The sequence below is a fragment of the Bacillus cytotoxicus NVH 391-98 genome, assembly GCF_000017425.1.
GTDB lineage: Bacteria > Bacillota > Bacilli > Bacillales > Bacillaceae_G > Bacillus_A > Bacillus_A cytotoxicus.
The window spans coordinates 1,783,830-1,796,997 of sequence record NC_009674.1 but is presented as its reverse complement, the minus strand read 5'-3'; the positions used below and the strand labels follow the sequence as shown (position 1 = coordinate 1,796,997).

The following is a 13,168-nucleotide window of genomic DNA, read 5'->3' as shown; positions in this document are numbered from 1 at the left end:
AAAAAACCAGCATAACAGCTGGTTAAAAATCAAAATAATTTTTCTTTAGTAAACGCGGACGCTCCATTAGTTCCTCATAAGTCAGTTGCTTTGGCAAATCTTTTGTATAAATCAGAAACAACTGATCTTCAATTTCTTTCACGATATGATCAGGTTGATATTCCATTCCACACGAAGAACAAGAAATACACGGTGTTTTTTGGATTTCAATTGCCTTTGTACCATCCGGCAACTCCCAATATACAGTATTTACACTTTCTATTGCTTCTTTACTTTCACACCACATACAATTCATACTGCATCACCTTCAGCTTTTTCATCAGCTTCTAGTTTTTTCATTTGCGCTTTATATTTTTTATCTTTCAGTTGATCGCGCTTTTCACGTTTATCCTTTAAGGATGAATGCGTTTCGTTCATTTCATAGTCTTTTCGGCGATTCATACGCTGCAGGTCATCCGGTACGAGGTTGAATTTCTTATCGCTCATTAATGCTGCTACACCAATATCAGACCGCTTCTCTTCATATGTTGGATAAATTTCTTTAAAGTACCCTTCCGCTCTTCCTGGCACATAATTTTCTGGTTCTGGATATGTTGTAATCACCCCTTCAAAGTTGCGGAGTACAACTTTATCCGCACTTTGTGAGATTAAATAGTTTGGCTGAAGCGCAATTTTACCGCCTCCGCCTGGAGCATCTACAACAAACGTTGGCACTGCATAACCAGACGTATGTCCGCGCAGTCCTTCAATAATCTCTAAGCCTTTAGATACTGGCGCACGGAAATGACCAATCCCTTCCGATAAATCACACTGATAAATATAATATGGACGAACTCGAATTTTCACTAAATCGTGCATGAGTTTTTTCATAATTGGGACGCTATCGTTAATTCCTGCTAAAATAACCGCTTGGTTCCCAACTGGAACGCCTGCATTTGCAAGCATTTCACATGCTAATTTAGACTCTTCAGTAATTTCAATCGAAGTATTAAAATGTGTATTTAGCCATACTGGGTGATATTTTTTCATAATATTACATAGATTTTCTGTAATACGTTGCGGGAATACAACTGGCGCCCTTGTTCCGATGCGAATAATTTCTACATGCGGAATTGCTCGTAAATTCTTTAATACATATTCCAAAATTTTATCATTAATAAGGAGTCCATCACCGCCAGAAATTAAAACGTCTCGTACTTGCGGTGTTTCACGAATATAAGCAATTGCTTCATCTAATTGTTTTTTTGGTACGCCCATGCCGATTTGTCCACTAAAGCGACGGCGTGTACAATAACGGCAATACATGGAGCATTGATTTGTTACAAGAAATAGGACACGATCTGGATAGCGATGCGTTAAACCAGGAACTGGTGAATCTTCATCTTCATGTAGCGGATCTTCCAAATCATACTTTGTTTTATATAATTCTTCCGAAATCGGTACAGATTGCATTCGAATCGGACAGCGCGGATCATCGGGATTCATAAGCGAAGCATAGTACGGTGTAATATTTAGCGGAATCGTTTTTGTTGAAATTTTAACACCTTCTTCTTCTTCTGGTGTTAAATTTATGACTTTCTTTAAATCATCTAACGTTTTAATCGTATTCGTTAATTGCCAAACCCAATCATTCCATTGTTCTTCTGTCACGTCTTTCCACAATTCAATTTCTTTCCAATGACGATTTGGTTTATATACATCGTGTAACATTGCTATTCCCCCTTTTTTTACGCTCACTTTTTATATAAGCAATAATTATGCCAACTTCACAATTTTGATAAGCAGTATTATAAGATTCCTTATCATATATAGGAAAAATCGTTTTTTTACATGTAGATACAATAATCGCTCACCATGATTCCTGTTACTTTTTGTATATGTAAACGCTCTTTTATTGGTGCAAACACATAAAAACGCCGATTATTCGGCGTTTTTTTTATATTTATTTAACTTATACTGCAAAGTTTGTCTTGGAATACTAAGTAATTTAGCAGCTTGTAATATATTCCCCTCCGTTTCTATTAGAGCTTGATGAATTAATTCCTTCTCCATTTGAGACAACGCCTCGCGTAAAGGCAATATCTTTTTCTTCTCCTGCCTGTTTTCTTTCTGGAATATTCGGGGTAAACAACAAGCTGTTAGCGAATGCCCTTCTGCAAGAATCACAGCATGTTCAATCGTATGCTTTAGTTCTCTTACATTTCCTGGCCAATGATACGATAATAATCTCTCTTTTGCATCATCGTTAATCTCAAATACAGCCTTTTTATATTCCTTGTTATATTGTTTTAAAAAATAAGATGCCAGCAGTAAAACATCTTCTATTCGCTCACGAAGTGGTGGAATATAGAGAGAGAATACATTCAATCTATAATACAAATCCGTACGAATCTTATTTTCGCGCAAGCAGACTTCTGGAGGCTGATTCATTGCAGTAATGACACGTACATCTACTTTTCTTGTCTTATTATCACCTATTCGGCGTATGACCCCGTCTTCTAAAACGCGAAGCATTTTTGCTTGCAGATCAAGGGGCATCGAGTTTAACTCATCTAAAAATAATGTCCCTCCATCTGCAAGCTCAAATAACCCCGCACGCTCAATAGCTCCCGTATAACTACCTTTTGTCGTTCCAAATAATAAACTTTCTAACAGTGATTCTGGGAGCGCTGCACAATTTTGTGCAATAAACGGTTTGTTTTTTCTTTTTGAAGCTTCATGAATTGCCTGAACAAATAATTCTTTTCCTGTGCCTGTTTCGCCGTATATTAAAACATTGGCATCTGTTGGAGCTACCTTTTGTGCTAACTCTTTCGTTTGACGAAAGCGAGTGTCATTCGTCACGATTGTATTAAACGCAATATGTTTTTTCGTTATTTTTCGTTTAGAAGAACGCTTCATTTTTGACTGTAAATCAACAATTGTATCTGTCAATTTTTGAATCGTTGTATAATCCTTTGCGATTTCAACCGCTCCAGCAATACTTCCTTCTATGAAAATAGGTAAAGTCGTATTAACCGTACATACATCCTCACCTTTTAAATTTTGATAACGCTGCACTTGATGAACGATAGGCTTTTTTGTATGTAAAACTTTCATAAGTGTACTCGTTTCTCGAGATAACGATGGAAATGCCTCTAATAAATGCTTTCCGAGTACATTCTCAATTTTTGAACCATCATGTTTCGCTGCAACATCATTATAAAAAATGGTAATTCCATTTTCATCTACAGCATGAATTGCTTCATCAATACTGCTCAAAATCGCTTCAATGACTTCTTGTGTAGAAACAGCTAGCAATGTCATCCCCCCTCTTGCCAACAATTCAGCATATTACACGCCGAATTGTTGGCGCCTCTATGTGCGATTATAAGCATTGAGATCTCATTCTATTGTTCCTTCTCTACATTCGTTATTTGTTTCATCATTCATACTGAATAAAGTAAAACTTTATTCAGTATGATTCGCTTTTACGAATCAGTCGTTTAGGGACAAGCTCTGCTCCCACGTATTTCTCTCCGAATCTTACTACCTATCAATAACTGGATAAAGTGAAACTTTAATCAGTGGGGATTTTCTTCATCCCTCACCAATCGGGCTTTTACGGGCAGCCCTACTTCCTTGCTACTCTTTGAACCTTGAGGTGGGAGTCTTACTGCCCGTTAATGCGGGATAAATCTTTTACCCATACATTCATATCTTCTAATTTATCAAAAATATAACAGTTATTAGCAAGTCTCCCTGTATACGTATAGCCTAACTGATGAAAAGCCGCATTCATTCCAAATGAAAGCGAGCGTGCAATTGTATAAGAACAAAAGATTGCTCGATCTCGCAGTTCTTCTTCTAATTGAACAAGTAAGCTTTTCATAAAACCATGTTTTCGATACTCAGGTAAAGTCGCACAATTTGTTAGTTCTGCATTCCCTTCTTTCACATTCATCTCTGCTGAAGCAGTGCTAACGATTTTCCCTTCTAATTCATATACATAATAAATGGTGTCTTCTTTCATTGTTTGTTTCACATAGTCTACTTGATTTAATGGTGTTGGATAAATTTCAAAAACTCTTCCGAATACATTTGCTAACTGTTCTGCATCATCTTCTGTTGCCTTCCGCAATATAAATGTGGTTGGAACTTGTTTATCCACTCCCCTTTTTTCCCTCACACCATTTAAAATTTGATCTTCATTTTCCCATTCGATACTATTTCTTCTTTCATTCCGTAAATACTTCACCAAGAAATAAGCATCGTGACCTTGAAAATAATGAGGAATTGTTGCTTCTAATAAAAAGCCAAAAGAGAGCCACGCCGAAACATGCTCTCCCTTTCCTTTTATAATACATTTAGTGAAAGAATGCTTCTTGGCCAATTCTTCGATTGTTTGTCTTATATATTCTACATTGCCTGTGTAATGATCAACTCGCACTCGCTTGTTAAAATAGTCCAATACTCCTTCTACAGTATAATACTTTGTCTGTTCTTTAAATGATTCATAATAGTTCATCTTTTCACCTCACACCAATCTAATAATGTACATGCAATGATTTTTGCAGCGGCAATCATTTTATCTACTTCAATGTATTCATTTGGATAATGCGCTACCTTCGTTTCTCCTGGCCCAAATATAATCGTCGGTACATCTACAATTTGAGTAAATAATCCACCATCTGTTCCCCATGGCGATGCTTCTATAATTGGATTTTTCCCTTCAATTTGCACAAAATTATTTTGAAGTGCTGTAATGAGCGGATGCTTCTCATCTAATTCACCCGGCACCCATCTTGCTCCAAACCATTCTACTTCTACAGGATGATCTCTAAACCATACATCCTTATCCTTTAATTGTTGCATCCAAGTTTCAAATTCTTCTTTTGCCGCCTCTATAGTCTCATTCGGCGCAATTCCACATCTTCCTTCTAATATTAAGGAATCTGGTACAGAACTCGGCCAACTTCCTCCTTCAATTTTCCCTATATTAATCGGAATTGGGATGGGAATTTCCTTATAAAGTGGGTCTGTTATTCGGTCATTTCTCTTTTGTTCTAATTCTTTTACATGCTCAACCACAATTATACTTTTTTCAATTGCGCTGATTCCTTCATAACGAGTCCCACCATGTGCAGCTTTCCCTTTCACATGTAGTCGAAACCACATCGATCCTTGCTGTTTTGGGAAGAACTTCATATTTGTTGGTTCTGGAATAATGACCCCGTCAGCTTTATATCCTCTTAAAATAGCTGCTAAACTTCCTGCACCACCGCTCTCCTCTTCTATTACACTTTGAAAATAAATATCTCCCTTTAATACAATGTCATTCTTAATAATCGCTTCCATTGCAAGTATTAAAGCAACATTCCCCCCCTTCATATCCGTCGTTCCACGACCATATATACGATTTCCAATTCTTTCACCACTATAAGGAGGATAATCCCACTGGTTCACATCTCCCTCTGGTACAACGTCAATATGTCCATTTAAAATCATGGATTTTCCGCCGCCACTTCCTTTTAAAGTAGCTACAATATTAGGACTATCTGAAAAATTCGTTCTTGGGGATACAAAATAAGGATGATCTTTCATTTTTGTAAAAGACGGCTCCCAAATGTCAAGATCTAATCCTAATTCACGCAACTTCTCAATTATGATTGCTTGCGCTCCACTTTCTTTTCCAGACACACTCTTTTCTTGAATCAATCGCTTTAATAGTTTCGCACTATCTTCTTCATGGCTTTCAATATAATCACATATTTGTTGTTTTAAATCTCCCATATCCCCCGCTCCCTTCATTCAATTACAAGCAAGTTAGAACTTATATGAAAAGCCGATTCCGTATGCTTCCTCACATCTTCTACTGTATAAGGACTCATCAATTCTTGAAGCACTAATCCTTTAGAAGTAACCTCCATCACAGCCATATCAGTAATAATGACATCAACGCAGTTTTTCGATGTTAAAGGCAGTGTACATTCAGATACAATCTTTGCATTCCCATACTTATCGACATGGTTCATTACAACAACGACTCGCTTTGCTTTTTGTGCTAGATCCATTGCTCCGCCAATACCTGGAACACGTTTTCCTGGTACAATCCAATTGGCTAAATCTCCATTCTCGCTCACTTGTAGCGACCCTAGAATTGTTAAATCTAGCAACCCTTTGCGAATCATTCCAAATGCGGTGCAGCTATCGAAGTAACTTGCCCCTTGAATAATTGACGTCGGCAGTCCCGCTGCATTGCATAAATTTGCATCTTCATCCCCTGTATTCGGTGTTGGGCCCATACCGATAATTCCATTTTCAGCATGGAACATAACGTGTATATCTTCCCGTAAATGGTTAGGAACAAGTGAAGGAATACCAATTCCTAAGTTGACAATCATGCCATTTTGAATTTCTTGCGCAGCCCGCTTTGCGATTTTATCTCTTACATCTATTCCCATGCCCATTTCCAATTCACCCCTTCCGATGGAACAATATAATCTATGAAAGCACCTGGAACTACAATCTCTTCCGGATGTAATGCACCAAGCGGTACAATTTCTTCCGCTTCTACAATTGTAATATCCCCCGCCATCGCAACATGTGGATTCATATTACGCGCACTTTTATCAAAAACAATGTTTCCAAATGGATCTGCTTTTTTTGCATATACAATTGCTATTTCAGCTGTAAGAGCTGTTTCAACTAAAAACGTTTTGCCATTTAATTCAACTGTTCGTTTTCCTTCCTCAACGACCGTATCAACACCAACATCAACAAGAATGCCACCAAGACCTACGCCGCCTGCTCGAATGCGCTCCGCTAGTGTTCCTTGAGGTGAAAATTCAATTTGTAACTTTCCTTCGTTTAATTGTCTCCCTGCATTCGGATTTGAACCGATATGAGAAGTGACTAATGATTTTACTCTTTCTCTTGTTATAAGACAACCAATCCCCACATCCGGGAACCCTGTATCGTTTCCAATTAAATGTAAGTTTGTAATTCCTTTTTCCACAATTGCTTGTATAAGAGATGGAGGGGATCCGATTCCACCAAATCCCCCAAACATTAGTGTCATATCATCGTGAAATAGCGAAATGACTTCATCTATTTCTTTCAATTTCCCGAATGTATTTGTCACCATTTTCATGCGATACTATGCCCTCCTCTTTGCATCATTTCCTCCACACTCTTACCAAAAATACTAAGTAGCTCATCTAGCTCAGAATATGTAGTAGTCATTGGTGGTGCAACAAGCAATGCGCTATCTTCCTTACCTGCTTGCCCTGAAACAGCTTGATATAAAAGGAGTCCGTTTTTAGCTGCCACTGAAATGAGCTCCGACGCTTTTGTAAACGGTTGCAATTCAATTCCAATTAGGAATCCTTTCCCCCGCACATCTGCAATAATAGTCGATTGCTGCTGAACTTTTTGCAATCCCTTTATTAAATATTCTCCTTTTTCCGCTGTTTTTTCAGGTAAATTATGTTTTTCCATATATTCGATAACCGCTAAAGCAGTTGCTGCTGATAATGGATTTGCGCTTAATGTATGACCGCTCATCACTGAACGGGACCCTCTTAAAATCGGATCCATAACACGATCACTTATAACCGTCGCTGCCATTGGTGTATAACCAGCCCCGAGCCCTTTCCCAAGCGTCATAATATCAGGCTCCACACCCCAATGCTCCATTGCAAACCACACTCCCGTTCGCCCAAGCCCTGTCATAACCTCATCCGCAATAAATAGAATATCATAATGCATACAAATATCTTTAATCACTTTATAATATTCCTTTGGAGGAACAACCGCTCCACCGGCAGCACCAATGATTGGTTCCGCTATAAAAGCTGCAATATGTTCCGCACCAATTCGCTCAATTGCTCGTTCTAATTCCGTTGCGCAGGCAAGCTGACAAGTTGGATATACTTTTTGTAACGGACACCGAAAGCAATATGGAGCTGATACGGTTGGATAATCTTCTAAAATAGCTACAAATCGTTGTCTTCTCAATGGATGCCCAGACATAGATAAAGCTCCCATCGTAATTCCGTGGTAGCTCATCCATCTTGATAAAATTTTATGTTTACCATGAATACCACGTTCTTGAAAATGTTGAATTGCAATTTTCATAGCTGTCTCATTTGCTTCTGTACCACTATTTACAAAAAAGCTCCAATTCAAGTCTCCTATACTTAAATCACTTAGTTTCTTTGCTAACTTTTCTGCTGGTTCACTTGTAAACTGTGACCGATAGACAAAAGCAATCTCCTCTGCCTGTTTTTTTATTACTTCAGCAATTTCTGCTACGCCATGTCCGATACCAGCCGTAATAGCTCCCGAGGAACCATCAAAATATTTATTTCCATTTTGATCGTACAAATATACTCCTTTTCCATGAGAAATCATTGGATACGGCTGACCAACAAGTGGCTTAATTAAGTAATCGCGCATAGCGCTCCCCCATTTCTCCAATTTGTATATATATATGAAGAAAATTGACGTTTCTTTCATAAAAAGAATCCCCTGCAAAAGCAGTGAATAGATAAAAAAGACTTATAAACTATAGAAATAGGCCTTATAAATCGAAAGAATATTCAGAACTAAAATTCTTTAACTCTCCTCTCCTTCGATGATAGAATCATGCTCTTCTCCCCCTCCAATTCGATTGAAAATTTCCTACAACATCAGCCACTCTATTCAAATTGCCGATATTGTGTAAACTTCGACGAAACTCCCGTTCATTTCCTTCCTGTTTGCATAGTTTACATCTCATACTTTTAAACAAAATTAGACAAATTTCTTATAAATCTAAATGTTTTCTTCTCCTAAGAAATGTGCGATGCTTTTCTTTCATAAAAAAAGAACCGATTAACGACAGTAACCAGTTCAGTATGACGCTCTTCATCCATGATTAGCGCACCCAACAAGCTCCAATGATGATTAATAAAATAAACAGCACAACTAACAACGCAAATCCATAACCTGTACCGTAGCCACAATAACTACCTGAATATCCATACCCCCACATGTTTCCCCCTCCTTTTTCTATATTTATATTGCACTATTACATTATGTAGGACAACTTCTCTTTCGTATGTGTATTTGCCTAGAAATCAAAAAATCGATATGTATAATCTCTTTTGAAAATAAGTTTCTTGCATAACTTCTTTTTACTAAAGCATATAGTTGTAATGATGACAAAGGAGGAATATCCATGACGCAATCTGAATTTGAAAAATATGGACAAGAAGCAATTTGCTATGAACAACTGGCACGGTACTATCAATATATAAGTCCTAGAAAATATATCGAGCTATCTATGAAATATCATCATGCGGTCAAGCAACTTGTACAGGCATACGAAAGGCGTGAATCACAAGAGGCAACGTTACCATCTTATATGAGGATATTTCACGCCTCACCGCATACAGCCCCTGTCGATATTTTAATAAATGGACAAAAAGTCATTAAAAATATCACTTTTCAACAATTCAGCCCTTATTTCTCCCTTATGCAAGGGCAATATAGGCTTGATATTGTTCCTCTAGACAATGAAACTCCCATTTTTTCAGCACTTATCCCGATGCTAGGAAATCATTCCTATACACTTGCAATACTTGATAAAGATTCGCATATTCAACTACAACCAATGTTAGATAATACACATTTGCCATCTGGTCAAGCTAAAATACGATTCGCACACTTCTCACCTGACACTTCCGTTGTAAATGTATCCTTAAAGAACGGCGATCATCTATTTGAAAATGTACTCTTTAAACAAGTAACAGATTATTTACAAGTAAGCCCTGGTACAGCTGATATCGAAATTTCACTTGCTGATACAAAGAAAAACCTTGTAACGATTCCAAACGTAAAAATCGAACCAAATACCATTTCTACAATTTCCCTTGTAGGTTACACTACAAAATCGCCAAATGTTACTACTGTTACTCTTACAAATTAAAAAAATCTACGCCATATTATGGTGTAGATTTTTGAAATGTAATATGAAATTCTGTCCACTCAGAGTTTGATTGACATGTAATCATCCCATTATGCTTTTCAACAATTTGCTTACATACAAATAAACCAATGCCAGTTCCTAATTTTTTTGTTGTAACAAATGGTTCAAAAATCGTTTCAATATTCTCTGCTGGAATCATTGGACCATTATTTTTTATTACAATATGAATCATTTCTTCATCTTCACATGTATCGATAATAATTTTACGATTTTCATTCATTGCTTCTAAAGCATCAATCGAATTCATTAAGATATTTAAAAAAACTTGCCTCACTTCACTTCGATATCCTACAAATGAAATCGGGTAAGGTAAGTTTTTTTCAATTGAAACATTTGCATTTACTAAACTTGGATATAAGAAATGAATAATATCATGAAACAAATCGTTTAGCCAAAATCGTTCCGATTCATTCCACATTTCCTTTTTAGAAACAAGTAAAAATTGCGAAATGCGAAAGTTTAACTGATCTAGCTCATGAGAAATAATATCTAAATACGATAAATTAGGATGTTCTGACTTTAGCAGTTTCACAAAACCCATTATGGAAGTTAACGGATTCCGAAATTCATGAACAAAGCTAGCAGACATTTGTCCTAAAATAGTTAATCTTTCTTTATGTGTTTCATTTATATATTGCTGTTTTTCCTCTAAATTTCTTGATATGATTTCCGAGTATTTTAAAACAGTATAATAAATTAATCTATCAAAACAAGTATGTATTTTTGTCATAATTGGTTTTAGCTCGTAAGCTTTCACATCTAACTCACACATCGCTTCAAATAGTTCATTTCTTCCGACATTTGCGTTATAGACAAAATCGCCAATATTTGCATCCGCCCCTGCACGTTCAATCGCAATTTTCTCACATAACGGCTGTAAATAAGCAATATCCTTATCCTCCATAATAAGTTTAATAATTAATTCTAATAAGCGTTCTCCATTTCGAGCTACCTCTTGCTTAAACGGATCTTTGTCGGAAATTATCGTCTTGTTTTTCCAGTTCTGTACGAATTGATGCCTATTGTCTTTCAAATACGAACAAAATAATTCTTTAATATCCTCCTTATCGATTGGAAAAACCCCCATTTCCTCCATTTCCATGCGACGATACCCTATATATTTTGAATATTATCACAAAAAACAAATTTCGTTAAGAGATTATTGTCACATTTTGTTAATTTCTTTTGATAAAATTTATTTCATTTTTATCGCCCATTATACCCTTTGATAAGTGATAGATAATTCCCTTCTATTTGTGTCAATTTTCACATATATATCATGATTTTTTTTGCATCCTTTCCGATTCTTGCGTACAATAAGCATGGAAAGGTGTGAAAAATATGGTAAATAAAAATGTGGAAGATTATCTTCAAGAAGGCATTTATGGCCAAAAGCAAAACAAACCAGAAGAACGTAATATGTATTTAGGTACATTACGCGAACGTGTAGAGATCGCTTTAACCATCGGTCAAGTAATGCGAAGCACCATTTATTCAGAAGTAACAAAGAGTTTGCATTCTTCTCAGAATCTGCATCTATTTGTAAATGGAAGCATTACTTACCCACATTTATCAAAATACATTAAATTAGCAAACGAAAAAAACGTTCCCTTCACTATTGTTCAAAATAAGGGAACACATACACCAATCGGCTTAGTTGTAGCGCATCATACTGCTGTAGATAAAAATCAAATTTACGTTGAAGATGATATTTTCAAACAAGAAATCCCCTCATAACGAAGTAAAAGGTACACTTTAAAGAGTGTACCTTTTACAATCTACTCATCCATTCCATTTACGAACTAATTTGTTCTTGCAGTGATATAGAAGAGTCCGTTTCAGGCATAACAATTGGCGCAGGTTGTTTCGTTACTTCTATTCGCTTAATATAATGCCCATCCAATTCTTTAATACAGAACCTATATCCTTCAATTTTCACGATATCTCCTTCTTCAATCCCAAGGTTTTTCGTTAAAATCCAAGCGCCAATCGTATCAATTCCATCGTCATAAATTGTTAAACCAAGTAGCGCATTCACTTCACTAACAAGCACTTTTCCTTCTAAAATTGTTTTTGTTTCGCTGACACATTGAATTTCTGGTTGTTCATCTATATCAAATTCATCTTGAATTTCTCCAACAATTTCTTCCAATATATCTTCAACTGTTACAAGCCCTGCTGTTCCTCCATATTCATCAATTAACACCGCAATGTGCGTACGCTCCCGTTGCATTTTTAAAAATAAATCACGGATTGGAATAGATTCGATAACAAGAATAATCGATCTCATATATGTTCCTACTGTTTCAGCGTGACCAGCACCATGTTTTACAAAATCCGTAAAAATATCTTTAAAATTAACAAATCCAATAACATGATCCTTATCTCCATCAACCACAGGATATCTTGTATATTTTTCTTTTGACATTTTTTGCAATGCTTCTTTTATCGGCATATCCTTATCTAAAATATACATTTCCGTACGCGGAACCATAATTTCTTTTGCAATCCGATCATCAAATTCAAAAATTTTATTCACATATTTAAATTCTGATTGATTAATCTCTCCACTTTTGTAACTTTCTGAAACTAATAACTTCAGTTCTTCTTCTGAATGTACATCTTCACGCTCTTTCACCTGCGATAAACCAAACATTCTTGCTATATATCGAGCGGATCCATTTAGTAACCATATAAATGGGAATGTAAGACGATAAAAGAAAATGAGCGGTTTTGCTATAAACAAACTAATTTGCTCTGCCTTTTGAATTGCAAATGTCTTTGGTGCCAATTCTCCAATCACCACATGGAAGAAAGTAATGAACATGAACACTAGAATTACAGCTAAAAAATCCACAGATTGAACAGGTACTTTCAAACTAGTAAATAGTTGATCGAACGTTTGCTTTAGTGCCGGTTTTCCTAACCATCCTATTCCAAGCGCTGTAGCTGTAATCCCTAATTGGCAAGCTGATAAATACTCGTCTAAGTTTGTAATGACTGTCTTTACTGACTTTGCGCGCCTGTTGCCCACAGCAATTAAATAATCGATGCGCGATTCTCTCACTTTCACAATTGCAAATTCTGTTGCAACGAAAAATGCAGTTAAGGCAATTAAAACAATCAACATACTTATCCTAAATATGTCCAAATATG

At 36.3% G+C, this 13,168-nt stretch carries 13 protein-coding genes; 2 read left to right on the top strand and 11 right to left on the bottom strand.

Going from position 1 to position 13,168, the window contains the following annotated elements; all coding sequences use genetic code 11:
• Positions 1-22 precede the first annotated feature (22 nt).
• The 9 genes from BCER98_RS08785 to BCER98_RS08745 all read right to left on the bottom strand — a co-directional run bounded on the left by BCER98_RS08785 (position 23) and on the right by BCER98_RS08745 (position 9,016).
• On the bottom strand, positions 23-295 hold the full coding sequence (locus tag BCER98_RS08785) for a YokU family protein (RefSeq protein ID WP_012094178.1): 273 nt from the start codon (positions 293-295) through the stop codon (positions 23-25).
• Positions 292-1,710, bottom strand: a complete 1,419-nt coding sequence (kamA, locus tag BCER98_RS08780; protein WP_012094177.1) for a lysine 2,3-aminomutase — start codon at positions 1,708-1,710, stop codon at positions 292-294. Before kamA ends, BCER98_RS08785 begins: the two co-directional genes overlap by 4 nt.
• 210 nt (positions 1,711-1,920) lie before the next feature.
• A complete protein-coding gene (locus tag BCER98_RS08775; RefSeq protein ID WP_012094176.1) occupies positions 1,921-3,306 on the bottom strand; it encodes a sigma-54 interaction domain-containing protein in 1,386 nt (461 codons plus the stop codon).
• A 346-nt stretch (positions 3,307-3,652) separates the two neighbouring features.
• Positions 3,653-4,507, bottom strand: a complete 855-nt coding sequence (gene ablB, locus BCER98_RS08770) for a putative beta-lysine N-acetyltransferase (RefSeq protein WP_012094175.1) — start codon at positions 4,505-4,507, stop codon at positions 3,653-3,655.
• Positions 4,504-5,772 carry a peptidase gene (locus BCER98_RS08765; protein ID WP_012094174.1) on the bottom strand — a complete coding sequence of 423 codons (1,269 nt, stop codon included), beginning with the start codon at positions 5,770-5,772 and terminating at the stop codon, positions 4,504-4,506. Before BCER98_RS08765 ends, ablB begins: the two co-directional genes overlap by 4 nt.
• Positions 5,773-5,786: 14 nt before the next feature.
• A complete protein-coding gene (locus BCER98_RS08760; protein ID WP_012094173.1) occupies positions 5,787-6,449 on the bottom strand; it encodes a CoA transferase subunit B in 663 nt (220 codons plus the stop codon).
• Positions 6,434-7,132: a 3-oxoacid CoA-transferase subunit A gene (locus tag BCER98_RS08755; protein ID WP_012094172.1), complete on the bottom strand. Its 699-nt coding sequence runs from the start codon at positions 7,130-7,132 to the stop codon at positions 6,434-6,436. Before BCER98_RS08755 ends, BCER98_RS08760 begins: the two co-directional genes overlap by 16 nt.
• Complete coding sequence (locus BCER98_RS08750; RefSeq protein ID WP_012094170.1) at positions 7,129-8,439, bottom strand: aspartate aminotransferase family protein; 1,311 nt, start codon at positions 8,437-8,439, stop codon at positions 7,129-7,131. The genes BCER98_RS08755 and BCER98_RS08750 overlap by 4 nt, the downstream gene beginning before the upstream one ends.
• A gap of 460 nt (positions 8,440-8,899) precedes the next feature.
• Positions 8,900-9,016 (bottom strand): YjcZ family sporulation protein, encoded by a 117-nt coding sequence (locus tag BCER98_RS08745; RefSeq protein ID WP_041809682.1) that lies wholly within the window; start codon positions 9,014-9,016, stop codon positions 8,900-8,902.
• A 186-nt stretch (positions 9,017-9,202) separates the two neighbouring features.
• Here BCER98_RS08745 and BCER98_RS08740 point away from each other — a divergent pair, with 186 nt between their 5' ends.
• Positions 9,203-9,952, top strand: a complete 750-nt coding sequence (locus BCER98_RS08740) for a DUF4397 domain-containing protein (RefSeq protein ID WP_012094169.1) — start codon at positions 9,203-9,205, stop codon at positions 9,950-9,952.
• 16 nt (positions 9,953-9,968) lie between these two features.
• Here BCER98_RS08740 and BCER98_RS08735 read toward each other — a convergent pair whose 3' ends face one another.
• Positions 9,969-11,114, bottom strand: coding sequence for a BA2291 family sporulation histidine kinase (locus BCER98_RS08735; RefSeq protein ID WP_012094167.1), 1,146 nt, complete (start codon positions 11,112-11,114; stop codon positions 9,969-9,971).
• Between the two features lie 239 nt (positions 11,115-11,353).
• On the opposite strand from BCER98_RS08735, the gene BCER98_RS08730 reads away from it, so the two are divergent.
• Positions 11,354-11,749, top strand: a complete 396-nt coding sequence (locus BCER98_RS08730) for a YueI family protein (RefSeq protein WP_012094164.1) — start codon at positions 11,354-11,356, stop codon at positions 11,747-11,749.
• A 58-nt stretch (positions 11,750-11,807) separates the two neighbouring features.
• On the opposite strand, the gene BCER98_RS08725 is transcribed toward BCER98_RS08730, so the two are convergent.
• Positions 11,808-13,142, bottom strand: a complete 1,335-nt coding sequence (locus BCER98_RS08725; protein ID WP_012094163.1) for a hemolysin family protein — start codon at positions 13,140-13,142, stop codon at positions 11,808-11,810.
• Positions 13,143-13,168 lie beyond the last annotated feature (26 nt).

Coding starts and splice junctions, on each gene's coding strand:
- ablB (WP_012094175.1), bottom strand. CDS start 4,507: ATGAACTATTATGAATCATTTAAAGAACAGACAAAGTATTATACTGTA.
- BCER98_RS08730 (WP_012094164.1), top strand. CDS start 11,354: ATGGTAAATAAAAATGTGGAAGATTATCTTCAAGAAGGCATTTATGGC.
- BCER98_RS08740 (WP_012094169.1), top strand. CDS start 9,203: ATGACGCAATCTGAATTTGAAAAATATGGACAAGAAGCAATTTGCTAT.
- BCER98_RS08785 (WP_012094178.1), bottom strand. CDS start 295: ATGAATTGTATGTGGTGTGAAAGTAAAGAAGCAATAGAAAGTGTAAAT.
- BCER98_RS08760 (WP_012094173.1), bottom strand. CDS start 6,449: ATGGGCATGGGAATAGATGTAAGAGATAAAATCGCAAAGCGGGCTGCG.
- BCER98_RS08725 (WP_012094163.1), bottom strand. CDS start 13,142: ATGTTGATTGTTTTAATTGCCTTAACTGCATTTTTCGTTGCAACAGAA.
- BCER98_RS08750 (WP_012094170.1), bottom strand. CDS start 8,439: ATGCGCGATTACTTAATTAAGCCACTTGTTGGTCAGCCGTATCCAATG.
- BCER98_RS08775 (WP_012094176.1), bottom strand. CDS start 3,306: ATGACATTGCTAGCTGTTTCTACACAAGAAGTCATTGAAGCGATTTTG.
- BCER98_RS08765 (WP_012094174.1), bottom strand. CDS start 5,772: ATGGGAGATTTAAAACAACAAATATGTGATTATATTGAAAGCCATGAA.
- BCER98_RS08745 (WP_041809682.1), bottom strand. CDS start 9,016: ATGTGGGGGTATGGATATTCAGGTAGTTATTGTGGCTACGGTACAGGT.
- BCER98_RS08735 (WP_012094167.1), bottom strand. CDS start 11,114: ATGGAAATGGAGGAAATGGGGGTTTTTCCAATCGATAAGGAGGATATT.
- kamA (WP_012094177.1), bottom strand. CDS start 1,710: ATGTTACACGATGTATATAAACCAAATCGTCATTGGAAAGAAATTGAA.
- BCER98_RS08755 (WP_012094172.1), bottom strand. CDS start 7,132: ATGAAAATGGTGACAAATACATTCGGGAAATTGAAAGAAATAGATGAA.